This window comes from Aeromonas sp. HMWF016 (assembly GCF_963878195.1).
GTDB classification, from domain to species: Bacteria; Pseudomonadota; Gammaproteobacteria; order Enterobacterales; family Aeromonadaceae; genus Aeromonas; species Aeromonas lacus.
Genome location: NZ_CAWNWX010000015.1, coordinates 4,738 through 20,916, shown reverse-complemented (window position 1 = coordinate 20,916; position 16,179 = coordinate 4,738). Strand labels below are relative to the sequence as shown.

At 61.7% G+C, this 16,179-nt stretch carries 14 protein-coding genes; 8 read left to right on the top strand and 6 right to left on the bottom strand.

Translation table 11 applies throughout. The features are described 5' to 3' along the window. Positions 1-235 precede the first annotated feature (235 nt). The 3 genes from AACS24_RS01650 to asnS form a co-directional block, all read right to left on the bottom strand. Complete coding sequence (locus AACS24_RS01650; RefSeq protein ID WP_041208381.1) at positions 236-1,579, bottom strand: anaerobic C4-dicarboxylate transporter; 1,344 nt, start codon at positions 1,577-1,579, stop codon at positions 236-238. 388 nt (positions 1,580-1,967) lie between these two features. Then, positions 1,968-2,708 (bottom strand): substrate-binding periplasmic protein, encoded by a 741-nt coding sequence (locus tag AACS24_RS01645; RefSeq protein ID WP_108572151.1) that lies wholly within the window; start codon positions 2,706-2,708, stop codon positions 1,968-1,970. A 109-nt stretch (positions 2,709-2,817) separates the two neighbouring features. Then, positions 2,818-4,218 carry an asparagine--tRNA ligase gene (gene asnS, locus AACS24_RS01640; RefSeq protein ID WP_108572150.1) on the bottom strand — a complete coding sequence of 467 codons (1,401 nt, stop codon included), beginning with the start codon at positions 4,216-4,218 and terminating at the stop codon, positions 2,818-2,820. 187 nt (positions 4,219-4,405) lie between these two features. Here asnS and AACS24_RS01635 point away from each other — a divergent pair, with 187 nt between their 5' ends. Further along, positions 4,406-4,747, top strand: coding sequence for a hypothetical protein (locus AACS24_RS01635; RefSeq protein WP_108572149.1), 342 nt, complete (start codon positions 4,406-4,408; stop codon positions 4,745-4,747). Here the strand turns inward: AACS24_RS01635 and AACS24_RS01630 are convergent. Then, positions 4,744-5,577 (bottom strand): HAMP domain-containing protein, encoded by an 834-nt coding sequence (locus tag AACS24_RS01630; protein ID WP_108572148.1) that lies wholly within the window; start codon positions 5,575-5,577, stop codon positions 4,744-4,746. The two genes, AACS24_RS01635 and AACS24_RS01630, sit on opposite strands and share 4 nt — an antisense overlap. Before the next feature lie 177 nt (positions 5,578-5,754). Continuing rightward, entirely contained in the window at positions 5,755-7,029 is a 1,275-nt protein-coding gene (bioA, locus tag AACS24_RS01625; RefSeq protein ID WP_108572147.1) for an adenosylmethionine--8-amino-7-oxononanoate transaminase, read from the bottom strand. Between the two features lie 208 nt (positions 7,030-7,237). On the opposite strand from bioA, the gene bioB reads away from it, so the two are divergent. The 5 genes from bioB to htpX all read left to right on the top strand — a co-directional run bounded on the left by bioB (position 7,238) and on the right by htpX (position 12,049). Next, complete coding sequence (bioB, locus tag AACS24_RS01620) at positions 7,238-8,326, top strand: biotin synthase BioB (RefSeq protein ID WP_108572146.1); 1,089 nt, start codon at positions 7,238-7,240, stop codon at positions 8,324-8,326. Further along, on the top strand, positions 8,323-9,519 hold the full coding sequence (bioF, locus tag AACS24_RS01615; protein ID WP_108572145.1) for an 8-amino-7-oxononanoate synthase: 1,197 nt from the start codon (positions 8,323-8,325) through the stop codon (positions 9,517-9,519). Before bioB ends, bioF begins: the two co-directional genes overlap by 4 nt. Further along, positions 9,512-10,327 carry a malonyl-ACP O-methyltransferase BioC gene (gene bioC / locus AACS24_RS01610; protein WP_108572144.1) on the top strand — a complete coding sequence of 272 codons (816 nt, stop codon included), beginning with the start codon at positions 9,512-9,514 and terminating at the stop codon, positions 10,325-10,327. The genes bioF and bioC overlap by 8 nt, the downstream gene beginning before the upstream one ends. 57 nt (positions 10,328-10,384) lie before the next feature. Then, complete coding sequence (gene bioD / locus AACS24_RS01605) at positions 10,385-11,065, top strand: dethiobiotin synthase (protein WP_108572152.1); 681 nt, start codon at positions 10,385-10,387, stop codon at positions 11,063-11,065. 111 nt (positions 11,066-11,176) lie between these two features. Beyond that, complete coding sequence (gene htpX, locus AACS24_RS01600; RefSeq protein WP_041208392.1) at positions 11,177-12,049, top strand: protease HtpX; 873 nt, start codon at positions 11,177-11,179, stop codon at positions 12,047-12,049. A gap of 80 nt (positions 12,050-12,129) precedes the next feature. On the opposite strand, the gene AACS24_RS01595 is transcribed toward htpX, so the two are convergent. Further along, complete coding sequence (locus AACS24_RS01595) at positions 12,130-13,932, bottom strand: MOSC N-terminal beta barrel domain-containing protein (RefSeq protein WP_108572143.1); 1,803 nt, start codon at positions 13,930-13,932, stop codon at positions 12,130-12,132. A 428-nt stretch (positions 13,933-14,360) separates the two neighbouring features. Here AACS24_RS01595 and AACS24_RS01590 point away from each other — a divergent pair, with 428 nt between their 5' ends. Both AACS24_RS01590 and AACS24_RS01585 read left to right on the top strand, forming a co-directional pair. Beyond that, positions 14,361-16,007, top strand: coding sequence for an NAD(P)-binding protein (locus AACS24_RS01590; protein ID WP_108572142.1), 1,647 nt, complete (start codon positions 14,361-14,363; stop codon positions 16,005-16,007). Continuing rightward, on the top strand, positions 16,004-16,179 hold a 176-nt coding region (locus tag AACS24_RS01585), incomplete at its 3' end, for a hypothetical protein (protein WP_258223051.1). The genes AACS24_RS01590 and AACS24_RS01585, both read left to right, overlap by 4 nt.

Here is a 16,179-nt window from a genome sequence, read left to right as displayed (position 1 = left end):
AAGGTAGCCAGTGCCACCACCTGATGGCCCGCTTCGCGGGCATGGCAGAGGGCCTGCATGGCATCCTTGCCGCCGCTCCAGAGCACGATGACGCGAGACATGGGGGAGATTCCGCAAAGAAAAGAGGGGTCATGCTACCCAGAGTGCGGGCAGTTGCAAAGCCGGATGGTGTGCGCCACAAAAGCACAGGCCCCCGTGCGGGGGCCTGTGGCAGTGATTGATCAGCGATCTCCGGTCAGAGCAGGATGCTGGTCAGGATAAAGCCCAGCGAGCAGGAGGTCACCACCCCGATCAGCCCCGGAATGATGAAGCTGTGGTTGATGATGAACTTGCCGATGCGGGTGGTGCCGGAGCGGTCGAAACCGATACAGGCCAGGTCGCTCGGGTAGGTCGGCAGCACGAAGTAGCCGTAGCTCGCCGGCAGGAAGGCGATCAGCAGTTTCGGCTCCACACCCAGTGCCAGACCCATGGGGGCGATGGCGGTGAGGGCGGCGGCCTGGCTGTTCACCAGCTTGGAGATGAGGAACAGCACCAGCGCGTAGGTCCAGGGCTGGGCCTGTACCACGTGGGCCAGGGTCTCTTTGAGCAGCGGCATGTGGGCCTGGAAGAAGGTTTCGCTCATCCAGGCAACCCCGAATACGGAGAAGATGGCGACCATGCCCGCCTTGAAGACGGCGCCGTTGGCGATCTCGCCCGGCTTGACCTTGCAGCGCATCAGGATGATGGCACCGGCGATCAGCATCATCATCTGGATCACCAGGTTCATGGAGAGCGGGCCGGTTTTGTCCTTGATGGTGAAGACGGGGCGCAGCGCTTCATCGGCACCCAGCAGTACCACGGCAGCGATGGCGGCGAAGAAGATCCAGGTAGACCAGTAGGCCTCTTTCGGGAACTTGGTGTTGAGCAGGGTCTCGCCACCACCGTAGATGAAGGCGCGCTGCTCCGGATCCTGGATCTTGGCCTGGAACTCCTCGTCCTTGTCCAGATCCTTGCCGCGGCGCAGGCTCCACAGTGCTGCCACGATAACGCCGGTCAGGGAGGAGGGGATGGCGACCATCAGGATGTCGAGCAGACCATAGGCCTGACCGATACCGTGGCCAGCCGCCAGAATGGAGACCATGGAGACCACGGCAACCGATACCGGCGAGGCGCAGATCGCCATCTGGGAGGCAACGGATGCCACGGCCATCGGGCGCTCGGGACGGATATTCTTCTGCAGCGCGATGTCGGCGATGATGGGGAACATGGTGTAGACCACGTGGCCGGTACCGCACAGGAAGGTGAGGGTCCAGGTGGTGAGCGGTGCCAGGATAGTGATGTATTGCGGGTGACGGCGAAGCAGACGCTCGGCTACCTGCATCATCAGGTTGAGACCGCCAGCGGTCTGCAGGGTGGCGGCACAACCGATCACCGCCAGAATGGTCAGCATTACCTGCACCGGCGGTTCGCCCGGTACCAGACCGAAGACGAAGGTCAGCAGGAAGAGACCGATACCACTGATGAGACCGAGCCCCATGCCACCAAAGCGGGTACCGAGCAGCAAGCAGCCGAGTACCACCAAAAATTCCATCAAGATCATTCCATTACCTCGTGTGATTCAACCCATGTTGCCGCGGGTAGCCTGAACCATGAATTGTCATTGTCTGTTTTTAATTAGCCCAAAAGGGTTAGTTATTATTTTGCTCCCCTGCAAAAGTGAAAAAATTGAGTTACTTCAATAACTCGATGAATTTTTGATTAAACCACTTAAAAACCACCTAATAACAAATCCATCATTTTTTCATCCGGTTGCCATCCCTTAAGCAGGGGCATCTTGCCCGATGGGATGGTGCAAAAGCATGGATGAAGGGAGACAAATGAAAACGGGTTGCGGATGGTTGGCAGGAGGAGAAGAGGGGTAAAAAGGGGGCGCTTCGGATGTTTTTTTCGGCAGTGGCGGCCTTTTGCCGCTCATTCCGAAAGAGTCTTTATTTATCGGCCAGATAGCGGCGCTGGTACTCCTCGCTCAGTTTCTGGATATCGAGTCTGGCCAGTGCCTTGTCCACCCGCTGCTGCAATGCCTGTTGATCGGGGCGGAACATGATGTGCAGGCTCTTGTGCTCGAGGATCTTCGGATTGAACTGCAACTGCTCGGGATGTAGCTTGTCATCGTGGTGGATCAGCCAATAGAAGACATCCCGGTCGATGACGGCGAGGTCGAGCCGATCGCGCTGCAGCTTGCGCAGGTTGAGGTGATCACCATCCACGGCAAAGGTGTGGAGCTGCTGGCTCGCCATCATGGCGTCAAATTCGCGGGTGTTGACGTAGCCCGCCACCACGCCGATCCGGTAGGGCACCAGATCTTCAAGCCGTTGCCAGGGGATGGGCTTGCCCGCCTTCTGCGCCAGCCCCAGCACGCTGTCCCCCACGCTGGCTGAGATGCGCCACTTGTCGCTCTGGTTGTCGGCCAGATACTCGGGGAAGTAGCCGATATAGCCGTGGGCCGGATCGGAGGCGAGCCACACCGTCCGCTGCCAGGAGAAAAAATCGAACTCCACCTCCAGCCCCGCCTCGGCAAAGACGCGCTTGACGATATGACCGGTGAGGCCGCCATCGGGCAGGCTTTGGGTGGTAAACGGGGGCCACTCCAGCGTGGTCAGACGGACGGTCTCGGCCATTAGCCGCAGGGGAGAGAGCAGTAACAGTAACAGAAGCAGACGATATCCCATGGGCTACAGATCCCTTGTGCCGATTGATCCTGAGTATCGCCATAAAGCGGGCAATAAAAAAGCCGACCCGAAGGTCGGCTTTTCAGATCTGTGCGACAGGTTGTCGTTATCAGAATTCGGCGGTACGCGGGGTACGCGGGAAGGGGATCACGTCGCGGACGTTGCCCATACCGGTTACGTAGACCACCAGACGCTCGAAGCCCAGACCGAAACCGGAGTGCGGCACGGTGCCGTAGCGACGCAGGTCGCGATACCACCAGTAATCTTCCTGCTTCAGGCCCATCTCGGCCAGGCGGGCATCCAGTACGTCCAGACGCTCTTCACGCTGGGAGCCACCGATGATCTCGCCGATCCCCGGAGCCAGTACGTCCATCGCGGCAACGGTCTTGCCGTCGTCGTTGAGGCGCATGTAGAAGGCCTTGATATCTTTCGGGTAGTTCTTCACGACTACCGGAGACTTGAAGTGCTCCTCGGCCAGATAGCGCTCGTGCTCGGAGGAGAGGTCGATACCCCAGGAGACCGGGAACTCGAACTTCTTGCCGCAGTTCTGCAGCACTTCGATGGCATCGGTGTAGTCGATCTGGGCGAAGTCGGAGGCGACGAAACGCTCCAGACGGCCGATGGCATCCTTGTCCACGTGTTGGGCAAAGAACTCCAGATCGTCGCGACGCTCGGTCAGTACGGCGTTGAAGACGTACTTCAGCATGGCTTCCGCCAGCGCGGCGTTATCTTCCAGATTGTTGAAAGCCACTTCCGGCTCCACCATCCAGAACTCGGCCAGGTGACGGCTGGTGTTGGAGTTTTCGGCGCGGAAGGTCGGGCCAAAGGTATAGACCTTGGAGAGGGCACAGGCATAGGTTTCGGCGTTCAGCTGGCCGGATACGGTCAGGAAGGCCTCTTTGCCGAAGAAATCTTCGTTGTAGTCCACCTTGCCGGCGTCGGTGCGCGGCAGGTTTTCCATGTCCAGGGTAGAGACGCGGAACATCTCGCCGGCACCTTCGGTGTCAGAGGCGGTGATGAGCGGGGTCGCTACCCAGACAAAACCCTCTTCGTGGAAGAAGCGGTGGATGGCCTGAGCCAGGCAGTGACGAACCCGGGTCACGGCGCCAACGATGTTGGTGCGCGGGCGCAGGTGAGCCTGTTCACGCAGGTACTCGATGCTGTGGCGCTTGGCGGCCATCGGGTAGGTGTCCGGGTCTTCGACCCAGCCGACAACCTTGACTTCGGTGGCCTGCAGTTCGAACGCCTGGCCGCTGCCCTGAGATTCGGTCACGACGCCAGTTACTTCCACGGAGCAAGCTGTGGTCAGACGCTGCACTTCATTCTCGTAATTGGCCAGGGTATTGGGGACGACGGCCTGTACCGGATGGAAACAGGAGCCATCGGAAATGGCCAAAAATGAGATCCCCGCCTTGGAATCACGGCGAGTCCGGATCCACCCTCGTACAGTCAGGGTGGTGCCAACCGCATGTTTACCGGTCAGCACATCAACTACGGATGCGTGCGTCATCGAAATATTGTCTCCAGCTTGTTCTTTGCAGCGCTATGGGTCTGGCCCGGGCAATCATTGGCCCATCATGGCAGACTAAGCCGTTAATCTTACCCGCGCGGGTTTGATAAACAAGCAAAAATGTCGGACTCTGGTGGGGTTTTCGGCATGGTTCACCCGATATGGGGTCGCGGGGCAGGAGAGGCGAGTGAAAGATCGGCGGCAGGGGCCCGATTGGCTGACACGGCTGTTGCAGGGGCTGGTACTGCTCTGCTGGGGCGGCTTTATCGTGCTGCTCTCCCTCTATCACCACGCCCGTCCCGAGCGAGCTTACGGTTTTCTGGTCTATGGCGGCGCCAGCGTGCGGGCCGGATGGGATCCGTTTTTTACCCCCTGGCTGCTGCACGGGCTTTGGGGTTGCTGCTTGCTGACCCTGGTGGCGCTATTTGTTGGCCGCAAGCGCCATCGCCGCCGGGAGGACGCCCGTCACGTCCATCTGGCGATCCTCCTGCTTATCCTTATCGCCAGCCTGCTCTTCTACTATCTCTAGTCTTCTGGTTGGCCCGTATTGCGGGTCTGTTCATGATCCCGTTTGCTGCAAGCGGGACGCTTGCCAAGCTGACGCTCCACGCTGTCGAGCATCTGGTTGTAGGCCAGCGCCAGCCGGCCAATCTCGTCGCCATCGTCACCCTCCAGCCGGTGGCCGAAGTCATGCATATCGGTGGCTTCTTCCATCGAGCGGGTCAGCTGGTTGAGGGGGCGGACGATCCAGGTGCGGATGACCCAGAGGGTCAGCAGCAGCCCCAGCCCGAAGATGCCGGTGAGGATCAGCGCCGAGGTGAGGATATTCTGCTCGACCCGGGTAAAGAGGGAGTCGAGGGAGTAATCAAAACGGACGGCGCCGAGCACGGTATTCTCCGGCACCAGATGACAGCTGGTGCAGTCGGTGCCGCGAAAATCCTTCTTGGCCAGCAGCGGACGTGTCACCACCAGCCGGCTGTGCATGCCGTTGTGCACCACCTCCAGGCTCCCTTTGCCCGCCAGCGCCAGCTGGTCATAGTCATCCTTGCCCTGTTCAGCGGGGCGCCCCGGCCCGAACTGTTTGCTCACCGCGTCGCCACGGACGATGCGGGCATCCTCTACATGAGCGTGCTCGAGAAACTTGGCGCGCAGGGTATCGCGGGCATCCATCTTGCCGGTCAGCATCAGCATGTTGAGGCCGTCGAAGTAGGCTTCGGTCTGCTCCTGACTCTGCTCCTTGATGAGGCTCAGGATGAGATCGCGCTCGCGCACCGCCTGATAGGCGGCGGAGAAGACCAGTACCATGGAGAAGATGAAGAGCAGGAAAAAGTTGATTTTGGCAGCAATGGAGAGGCGCATGAGCAATCTTTCTTGATGGTAAAACCGCAGCAGTCTACCCCTCTTGGCGCCTCAGGTCTGGTGTTTTGCTCACATTCCGGCAAGTGAATGGGGAGTGAGGTGAATAAACTTGCTCTCTTTATATATCAAATGGTGATGCAACGAACGGGCGGCCGGTGAGGCCGCCCGCGAGGTGTTTTAAAACTCGCCTTCGGCGATGGCCTGACTGATGGCGCCGGTCAATATCCGCAGCTCCTCCGGGGTGATGACGAAGGGGGGCATCAGGTAGATCAGTTTGCCAAAGGGGCGGATCCAGGCGCCAAGCGATACAAATTTGCGCTGGATGCGCGCCACATCCACCCGCTCTTTCATCTCCACCACCCCGATAGCGCCGAGTACCCGCACGTCAGCAACCGCCGGGTGGAGGGTCAATTCCACCAGCTCGGTTCGTAGCTGATGCTCGATGGCGCGCACCCGCTCCTGCCACGGCGAGGCGAGCAGCAACTCGATGGAGGCGTTGGCCACCGCGCAGGCGAGCGGATTGCCCATAAAGGTGGGGCCGTGCATAAAGACGCCGGCCTTGCCGTCACAGATGGTGCGGGCGACATGCTCGGTAGTGAGGGTCGCCGAGAGAGTGAGGTAGCCGCCGGTGAGCGCCTTGCCCAGACACATGATGTCGGGAGTGATGCCGGCCCAGTCGCAGGCAAACAGTTGGCCGGTGCGGCCAAAGCCGGTGGCTATTTCGTCGGCGATGAGCAGCACGCCAAACTCGTCGCACAGGGCGCGCACCCACTGCAGGTAGCGGGGATGGTAGAAGCGCATGCCGCCAGCACCTTGCACGATGGGCTCAAGCACGATGGCGGCGATCTCCTCGTGATGATCCGCCATGAGTGTGGCCAGCTCCACCACGCACTGCTCGTCCCACTCGGCGTGGAAGCGACAGCTCGGCGCTTCGACAAAATGGTGCTCGGGCAGGAAGCCTTTGTAGAGCTCATGCATGCCGCCGTCCGGATCGCAGACGCTCATGGCGCCGAAGGTGTCGCCATGATAGCCGCTGCGCAGGGCGACAAATTTGGCCTTGGGCGTCCCCTTGGCATGCCAGTACTGCTGCGCCATCTTGAGCGCTACTTCCACAGCCACCGAGCCGGAATCGGCCAGAAACACCCGATCCAGCCCCTTCGGGGTAATCTCCACCAGCTTGCGGCAGAGCTCGACCGCCGGAGCGTGGGTGAGGCCGCCAAACATCACGTGGGACATCTTGCCGAGCTGGGCGGTGGCAGCAGCGTCCAGTTCCTGCACCTGATAGCCGTGCACGCAAGCCCACCATGAGCTCATGCCATCCACCAGTTCACGGCCATCGCTGAGGGTGATCTTCACCCCCTTGGCGCTGGCCACTTCATAGCAGGGCAGGGGGTGAGTGAGAGAGGTGTAGGGGTGCCACACATGGTGCAGGTCGAATTCTTGGTTGGTCATTTGTTGTTCTGTTGTCAATTGGTTTGATCTGGTCGGTGTTGACAGTCTACGCGCGCTCTCTACACTAGCCAACAATTTCAGCCACTTGGCTCTGCGCAGATCTCGATTCGCACGAGCCCGGCAGCGGGTTTTGCGCTCACTCTCTTGCAAAGACCTTTTGCAAGGATGGCGGGCGCAGGATCCCACCAATAACAACCGGAAGCCATGTATGAATGCTCTCACTACGGGCGGTCACGCCCTTCGTCATGACTGGACGCTCGCCGAGGTTCAGGCCCTGTTTGCCCTGCCATTCAACGATCTGCTGTTTCAGGCCCAGACCGTCCACCGCGCCCACTTTGACCCGAACGAAGTGCAGGTGAGCACCTTGCTCTCCATCAAGACCGGCGCCTGCCCGGAGGATTGCAAATATTGCCCCCAGAGTGCCCGTTATCACACAGGCCTTGAAGCCGAGCGGCTGATGGAGGTGGAGAAGGTGCTGGAGCGGGCCCGCGAAGCCAAGGCCAACGGCTCGTCCCGGTTCTGCATGGGGGCCGCCTGGCGCAACCCCAAAGAGAAGGACATGCCCTACATCATCCGGATGATTGAGGAGGTACGCGGGCTCGGTATGGAGACCTGCATGACGCTCGGGATGCTCACCGCCGATCAGGCGGTGCGCCTGGGCGCCGCTGGCCTTGACTACTACAACCACAACCTTGACACCTCGCCGGAGTTTTACGGCGAGATCATCTCCACCCGCACCTATCAGGATCGGCTCGATACGCTGGAACATGTACGCAGCGCCGGCATGAAGGTCTGCTCCGGTGGCATCGTCGGCATGGGTGAGCAGGCGAAAGATCGGGCGGGCCTGTTGATGGCGCTGGCCAACCTGCCGCGTCACCCGGAGAGTGTGCCCATCAACATGCTGGTCAAGGTGAAGGGGACGCCGCTGGAAAATCAGGAGAACCTCGATCCGTTCGAGTTTATCCGCACCATCGCCGTGGCGCGGATCATGATGCCGACCTCCCACGTGCGCCTCTCCGCCGGGCGGGAGAAGATGAACGAGCAGATGCAGGCGATGTGCTTTATGGCGGGCGCCAACTCCATCTTCTATGGCTGCAAACTGCTGACCACCCCCAACCCGGACGAAAACAGCGATATGCAGCTGTTCAAGCGGCTCGGCATTCGTCCCGCCCAGCGCGCCCAGAAGCCGGATCAGGTACAAGAAGAGGAGTTGCTGGCCGAGGTGAGCCGCCAGAGCGAACCAAGCGATCTCTTTTATGACGCCACCCGCCCCCGAGCCGGAGCCGCGCAGTCATGAACTGCCCTGTAGTAACGGGCCCCTTTGGTTTGGGCGCTGCGCTGGCCGAGCGCGAGCTGGCGGGTCTGCTGCGCAGCCGCATCGCGACCGACGGGGCGAGTGGCGGGCGGCTCAGGGTAGCGGGGCGCGACTACCTCAACTTTTCCGCCAACGACTATCTGGGGCTGGCGGATCATCCCGCCATCAAGGCCGCCTTCAAAGCGGGGATTGAGCGCTATGGCGCGGGCTCCGGCGCCTCGCCGCTGGTGACCGGTTACAGCCGTGCCCACCAAGAGCTTGAGGAAACCCTGGCCGAGTGGCTGGGGGTGGAGGCGGTGCTGCTCTTCAACTGCGGCTTTTCGGCCAATCAGGCGGTGCTTAAAGCGCTGCTCGGCAAGGAACACCTGCTGTGGCAGGACAAACTCAACCACGCCTCCCTGCAGGAGATGGGCAGTCAGCTCCCCTGCAAGATGAAGCGCTTTGGCCATAACGATATGGCGGCCCTTGAGCGGCAGCTTGAGCCCAATCGCGGACTGATTGTTTCGGAAGGGGTGTTCAGCATGGACGGGGATCAGGCTCCCTGGACTGAACTTGCGACATTGGCAGCCCGGAGCGGCAACTGGCTGATGATTGACGATGCCCATGGCCTCGGCGTGCTTGGGCCCGGGGGGCGCGGCACTCTGGCGGCGCAGGGGATTAACCCGGCCAGAGTACACATCCAGATGGGCACTTTTGGCAAGGCGCTCGGTGTGGCTGGCGCTTTTGTTGGCGGCAGTCGCGAGCTGGTGGAGTATCTGGTCAACTTCGCCCGCCACTATGTCTACAGCACCCATATGCCCGCCGCGCAGGCTTGCGCGGTCAGCAAGAGCATCGAACTGGTGCGCGCCGCCGATGATGCCCGTGCTCATCTTGGTCAGCTGATCGCTCGCTTCCGGCAAGGGGCACAGGCATTGGGCTGGCAGCTGGGGGCCAGCGATACCCCCATCCAGCCGCTGCTGGTGGGAGAGAGCAGTGCTGCCCTGCAACTGGCCGAGCGACTGCGGGATCGCGGTGTCTGGGCTGGCGCCATCCGCCCGCCCACCGTGCCGGTCGGTACGGCGCGGCTGCGCATTACTCTGAGTGCCGCCCACAGTGAACAGGATGTGGATCGCCTGCTCGATGCCTTGGGTGCCAGCCCTGCTGCGACAACGGTTGAGGAGGCTTGCCATGGCTGAGCGTTTTCAAACGGTCGACAAGGCCCAGCTTGCCCGTCGTTTCGGGGCGGCGGCTCGACACTACGACGCCCATGCCCGCTTTCAGCAGGCGGTGGGGCTGGCGCTGCTTGAGCTGATGAGCGCGGCTGGTGTACGTGAGGAGCGTCGGGGCTGCGGGCTCGATCTGGGCTGCGGCACCGGCTTCTTCCTGCCTCATCTTGCCACGCGCTGCGCCGGGCTGACCGGGCTGGATCTCGCCTCCGGCATGCTGGAGCAGGCGGCCCTGCGCGGCAGCGGCGCTCGGCTGGTGTGCGGCGATGCCGAGCAGTTGCCCTTTGCGGATAACTCGTTCGACTGGGTCTTTTCCAGCCTGGCGCTGCAGTGGTGCGAGCGACCGGCGCAGGCCTTCGCCGAGCTGCTGCGGGTGGTCAAACCCAGCGGCCAGATCTTCTTTACCACCCTGCTGGACGACTCGCTCTGGCAACTGCGCGCAGCCTGGCAGCAAGTAGATGGCCGTGCCCATGTCAACCGCTTCCTTGGCCTGCCACAATTGGAGCAGGCGTTGTTATCGGCGGGAGCCATTGCCCCGGGGCTTGAGTGCAGAAACTGGGATCTTGCCTATCTTGAATTGCCCCAGTTGTTGCGCGATCTCAAGGGGATCGGGGCAAATCAGATCAATGATGAGTGTGCCCGCAGTGCACCGGCCGGACTAAGCGGACGCGCCAGATTGCAGCGGCTTGCTCAGGCATATGAAGCATTTCGTCAGCCCGATGGCCAGCTGGTGGCCAGTTACCGGGTCTGTCTGGGCCGGCTCGGCAAACCTTGCTGAACCAGCCAGAGTATGAGGGGGAGGGGGCTTTGGGCCCTCTCCTGCCAAGGAGAGAGCATTATGAAGTCATTCTTTATCACCGGCACCGATACGGACGCAGGCAAGACGCTGGTGGCGCGCACCCTGCTGCGGGAATTCAGCGCACAGGGGATCCGCTGCGCCGGTTACAAGCCGGTCTCTGCCGGATGTGCCCGCACGCCCGAGGGGCTGCGTAACCTCGATGCCGTCCTGTTGCAGGAGGCTGCGAGCGTTCAGTTACCCTACGAGACGGTCAACCCCTATGCCTACGAGCCGCCGATTGCACCGCACATCGCGGCCAGCGAGGCGCGCCAGCCCATCAGCCTGCAGGGGCTGAGCGAGGGGCTGCGCAAGATTGAGCAGGCGGGAGCCGAGCTTGCCATTGTCGAAGGGGCGGGGGGCTGGTATCTGCCGCTGGATCGCAAGCACCTGCTGTCGGACTGGGTGAAGCAGGAGAACATGGCGGTGATTCTGGTGGTGGGAGCCAAGCTTGGCTGCCTCAACCATGCGCTGCTCACCTTTGCCGCCATCCGCAACGATCAACTGCCGGTCGCAGGCTGGGTTATTAATCGGCTGCACAGCTCGATGAGCCACTATCAGGAAAATCTGGACACCCTCAGGGGCTTGCTGCCGGCTCCATTTTTGGGGGAAATTCCCTTTATAAACAATCCGTTTGAAGCTAACTTGCAGGGCCGCCTCGATATCTCGCCGCTACTGTGACGGCATATTCAGCGAACATTCATCGAATCTCCCTAAAATGCCATCCATAACATGGTGATAGGGAGGTTCAATGAACCCCGGCCATGTCCGTTATTCTCACAAGGAGTCAATATGAAGCGAATAATACTATTCCTGGTGACCAACCTGGCCGTCATGCTGGTGCTGGGGGTGGTACTCAATATCCTGTTCTCGGTTCTGGGTATCAACAAGTCCAGTATTTCCGGCCTGTTGGTCTTCTGTGCCGTGTTCGGTTTTGGCGGTTCCTTTATCTCCTTGCTGATGTCCAAGTGGATGGCCAAGCGTAGCTATGGCGTCCAGGTGATCGAGCAGCCCCGCAACGAGACCGAGCACTGGCTGGTGAGCACTGTGGCCCGTCAGGCCCGTGAAGCCGGGATCCAGATGCCGGAAGTGGGGATCTACGATTCTCCCGAGATGAACGCGTTTGCTACCGGTGCCCGCCGCGATGACTCGCTGGTGGCCGTCTCCTCCGGCCTGCTCTACAGCATGAGCCGCGACGAGGCCGAAGCGGTGCTGGCCCATGAGGTGAGCCACGTGGCCAACGGCGACATGGTGACCCTGACCCTGATCCAGGGGGTGGTGAACACCTTCGTGATGTTCTTCGCCCGCATCGTGGCTGGGGTCATCAGCAACTTCTTCAGCTCCAACAACGATGAAGAGAGCAGCAGCACCGGCGGTTTTGCCTACATGATCACCGTGTTCGTGCTGGAGATGGTGTTTGGCGTGCTTGCCTCCATCATCGTCATGTGGTTCAGCCGTCAGCGTGAGTTCCGCGCCGATGCCGGTGCCGCCAAGCTGGCCGGTCGTGACAAGATGATCGCCGCCCTTGAGCGCCTCTCCCGCGGTGCCGAGCCGCAGCTGGAAGGCTCCATGATGGCCTTTGGCATCAACGGCAAGCGCTCCATGAGCGAGCTGTTCATGAGCCACCCGCCCATCGAGCAGCGTATCGCCGCCCTGCGCGGTTAATCTCGCCAGTTGCTACCAAGCAAAACGGCTGCCTCGGCAGCCGTTTTTTATTGTCCGCGTGTTATCGCGGCTCGATCACCTTATTTGATGACGAGGTCGGTCAGCGGCACGGCGCAGCAGGTGAGGATCTTGCCCTCGGCCCGCTCGGCGGCATTGATGGCGGGAGCGTCGGGATGATCCACCTCGCCCGAGACCAGCGTCTGCTTGCAGCTGCCGCAGATGCCGGCGCGGCAGCTCCAGGGTAGCTCCACCCCCTGCTTGCTGGCCTGATCGAGGATGGTGCCCTGATTGTTGCCAGCAAACTCCCGCTCGCCGATGCGCAGTTGCACTGCCTGATGAGCGCGGGACACCGAGAGAATGGCGCCGCCAAAGCTCTCCTGCCTGATGCGTGCGGTTGGTACGCCGCGCGCTGCCACTTTTGCCGCCGCGTCGGCCATAAAGCCGTGAGGGCCGCAGATAAACACCTCCCGTCCGGCCAACCCTTTGACCAGTGCGAGATGCTCATCGCCGAGCCGCCCTTTCTGTCCCTGCCAGTGACTGTCCGGCTGGCTCAGGATAATGGTGAGGGTCATCCCCTGCTGCGCCATGGCGTGCAGCTCGCTGGCAGTGGGAATATCCGCCTCGCTGCGGCACAGGTGCATAAAGTGGACATCGCCGAGCTCCCCGCGCAGGGCCAGAGTTCGGGCCATCGCCAGCATGGGGGTGACGCCGGAGCCTGCCGAGAGCAGCAGAAGCGAGCGCTCGGCACCAAGGTGAAACTCGCCAGCTGGCGTGGCGGCCAGCAGGGTGTTGCCCACCTGCATCTGCTGGTGCAGCCAGTGGGAGATGCGACCACCCCCCACCTTCTTGACGCTGATGCTGTAGCGCTCCGGCCGATCCGGTGTGGAGCTCAGGGTATAGCGGCGCTGAACCCGCTCGTTTTTGATATCGAGGCTGATGGGCAGATGCTGGCCAGGCAGATAGTCGGGCAGCGGTTCGCCATCGGCCGCCTCGAACCAGAAGGTCTCCAGATCTCGTGCCAGAGGTTCGCGGGCCACGCAGATAAGCTCGCGCTTTTTCGGTGCGCCGTCAGGATAGGGGGCTGGGCGCTTGCGCTCCAGTACCTCGATCTCGCTACCCGCTTCAATCCACCCCTCGTTCAGGGCGATCAGGTTCTGGCCGAAGTAGACCTCGCCATCCTCGCCGCGGCGGTAACGGGTAAGGGTCGCCAGCGGCTCTTTGAGGGCATTGAAGCGATCGGTGCCCGCTTCCACCGTGGTCATGATGCAGCGACTGCAGGGCTTGGCGACCTGAAACTCAACCTCGCCGATACGGATGCGCACCCAGCTGTCCTCCTCGAAGGGGCGGGTTCCGCTTGCCACCAGATTGGTGCGAAACTGGCTCATCTGGTGCAGCGCATCGGAGCGCAGATTGAGATCATCCAGCGAGGCCTGACTTATCAGCAGCAGCGGATAACCGTCGGCAAAGCTGACCCGGGTGCCGGTCTTCTCGCGAAAGCGGTCGGACTCTGCGCCAAGCCAAAGCAGCACTACCGGTTCGTCAGCCACCCGGCTCAGCCAGCTGTCGGCAATGAGGGTTGTATGCAGGGCGCTGAAGCGGTCGCCCCAGACCCCTGTCGCTTGCGGGGCACGGCTGAAGTCGGACTCTTGCAAGGCGAGCGGCTCGAACCCCGGATAGTTCAGTTGCAGGCCACCTGCAACTGGAGTTGCAACCACCTGCTGCAACTGGGGGTGGGTACGGGCGGTGATGAAGGTGCCATCAGGCTTGACCACCATGTAGCGGCGATCCCCTGCGAGCCCCTCCTGGGTGACCCGGGCACGGGACTGGGGCATGCCCGCGGTCGATTTGATGGGGTAGAGGTGAATGCTGTCTAGCCTTGGCATCTTCGTATCCTTGTGACGCGGCGCTTTCGCCTGGAAAAAGGGGAACATAACGGTTCCGCCCGCGAGGGGCAATCTCTTTGCGGGGCGCAGAGATGCGGGTTCGATAGATGCAGTTTTTTTTGCAAAAAATCGCAGAGGGGCAACCGGGCTATCCGGTTTTTGCCCGCTCGGCCGCAACCTTGGCGAGGTAAGGAGTGGAGTCAAGCGGGAAAGATGTTATCTTGGTCACGTTCTGTTTAAAACCACCCATTAAATGCAACATTTTTTGATCCTGATTCGCTAATCAGTACAAAAAAGCCGCCATTATCGACTCAGTTCCCAGTTTCTAACGCTTTCGCTTCTTCCTCATCCGGCCACCGTCCGCCTCGGCTAAACGGTATCAAGCGCCATCGGGTGGGGCCTGTCACACAAAAAGAAGAAAGCAATGTATGAGCAAACAACTGGACATGACCCCATTGCCGGATCTCTCCCTGAAAACGGGAACAGGCCCGGTGCGTACCCGGCTACCCGTCTGGCGGCCGGCCCTGCCACCCTGCAATCACGCCTGCCCGGCCGGAGAAAACATCCAGGCCTGGCTCTCTTTGGCGCAGGCCGGTCGCTTTGAAGCGGCCTGGCAGACCCTGATCGAAGAGAACCCCTTGCCCGCCATTCATGGCCGGGTCTGCTATCACCCCTGCGAGAGTGCCTGCAACCGTGGACAGGTGGATGACGCCGTCTCCATTCACGCCATCGAACGCTTCCTCGGCGACGAGGCGCTGGCCAAAGGTTGGCAGCCTGCACCGCCTGCCCCTGCCAGCGGCAAGAAGGTACTGGTGATCGGCGCCGGGCCCTCCGGCCTCTCCTGCGCCTGGCACCTCAACCGGCTCGGCCATCAGGTGGAGATCCGCGAAGCGGGGCCACTGGCGGGCGGTATGCTGCGCTTCGGTATTCCCGCTTACCGTCTGCCTCGCGATGTGCTGGATCGGGAGGTAGCCCGTATCGTGGCGGCCGGAGTGACGCTGACCCTCAACCACAAGGTGGAGGATGTGCTGCGCGAGCGCGACGAGGGGGGCTTTGACGCCGTCTTTATGGCTATCGGCGCCCATCTGGCCAAGCGGGTCGATATTCCGGCCCGGGAAGCGGGCAAGATCCTCGATGCGGTGAGCTTCCTCGAACAGGCCAGTCTGGCCGAAGAGCAGGGCTTGCCGCCCCCCAAACTGGGACGGCGGGTGGCCATCTACGGCGGCGGTAACACCGCCATGGATGCGGCTCGCACCGCCCGCCGCCTCGGCGTGGAAGAGGCGATGATCATCTACCGCCGTGACCGGGATCATATGCCGGCTCACGCCTTTGAAGCCGACGAGGCCGAAGAGGAGGGGATCAAGATCAACTGGTTGCGCACCATCCGCCAGCTCGACAACACCAGCATCGAAGTGGAAGTGATGACCCTCGACGAGCAGGGCAAGCCGGTGCCCACCGGCAAGTTTGAAACGCTGGAGGCGGACTCCCTGATCCTGGCGCTCGGTCAGGAAGTCGACCTCTCGGTGCTGGAGAGCATTCCCGGCGTGCGGGTCAACAAGGAGGGGGTGGTGCAGGTTGGCGAAAACCTGATGACGGATGTGCCCGGCCTCTTTGCAGGCGGCGACATGGTGCCCTCCGAGCGCACCGTTACCATCGCTACCGGCCACGGCAAGAAGGCGGCGCGCCACATGGATGCCTGGCTGCGCGGTCGCCACTATCACAAACCGCTCTCCTACCCGCTGGTGGGGCCGGAGCAGTTGCAACTCTGGTTCCAGACCCATGCCCCGGCCAGCAGCCAGCCGGTCAAACCGCCCTCGGCGCGGGACGACTTTGGCGAGATCATCGGCGGGCTGGATGAGGTGGCCGCCCGTTACGAGGCGGCGCGCTGCTACTCCTGTGGCAACTGCTTCGAGTGTGACGGCTGTTACGGCAGCTGCCCCGAGCAGGCCATCGCCAAGCTGGGGCCTGGTCTGGGGTATCAGGTAGATGCCGAGCGCTGCACCGGCTGCGGTGCTTGTCATGACCAGTGCCCTTGTCACGCTATCGAGCTGCGCCAACCGGAGGAGTCCCAATGAAACATGAACTGATCATGGTTGACGGCAACGAAGCCGCGGCCCGGGTGGCGTACCAGCTGAGCGAAGTGTGTGCCATCTACCCCATTACCCCGAGCTCGACCATGGCCGAACTGGCCGATGCTTGGGCGGCAGAGGGGCAGACCAACCTGTGGGGCAACATCCCCACGGTGGT

Bases quoted from the DNA above. Each gene is read 5' to 3' on its own strand.
- bioF (WP_108572145.1), top strand. From the start codon at position 8,323: ATGAACTGCCCTGTAGTAACGGGCCCCTTTGGTTTGGGCGCTGCGCTG.
- AACS24_RS01650 (WP_041208381.1), bottom strand. From the start codon at position 1,579: ATGATCTTGATGGAATTTTTGGTGGTACTCGGCTGCTTGCTGCTCGGT.
- bioC (WP_108572144.1), top strand. From the start codon at position 9,512: ATGGCTGAGCGTTTTCAAACGGTCGACAAGGCCCAGCTTGCCCGTCGT.
- htpX (WP_041208392.1), top strand. From the start codon at position 11,177: ATGAAGCGAATAATACTATTCCTGGTGACCAACCTGGCCGTCATGCTG.
- AACS24_RS01590 (WP_108572142.1), top strand. From the start codon at position 14,361: ATGAGCAAACAACTGGACATGACCCCATTGCCGGATCTCTCCCTGAAA.
- AACS24_RS01630 (WP_108572148.1), bottom strand. From the start codon at position 5,577: ATGCGCCTCTCCATTGCTGCCAAAATCAACTTTTTCCTGCTCTTCATC.
- AACS24_RS01595 (WP_108572143.1), bottom strand. From the start codon at position 13,932: ATGCCAAGGCTAGACAGCATTCACCTCTACCCCATCAAATCGACCGCG.
- bioB (WP_108572146.1), top strand. From the start codon at position 7,238: ATGAATGCTCTCACTACGGGCGGTCACGCCCTTCGTCATGACTGGACG.
- bioA (WP_108572147.1), bottom strand. From the start codon at position 7,029: ATGACCAACCAAGAATTCGACCTGCACCATGTGTGGCACCCCTACACC.
- AACS24_RS01645 (WP_108572151.1), bottom strand. From the start codon at position 2,708: ATGGGATATCGTCTGCTTCTGTTACTGTTACTGCTCTCTCCCCTGCGG.
- asnS (WP_108572150.1), bottom strand. From the start codon at position 4,218: ATGACGCACGCATCCGTAGTTGATGTGCTGACCGGTAAACATGCGGTT.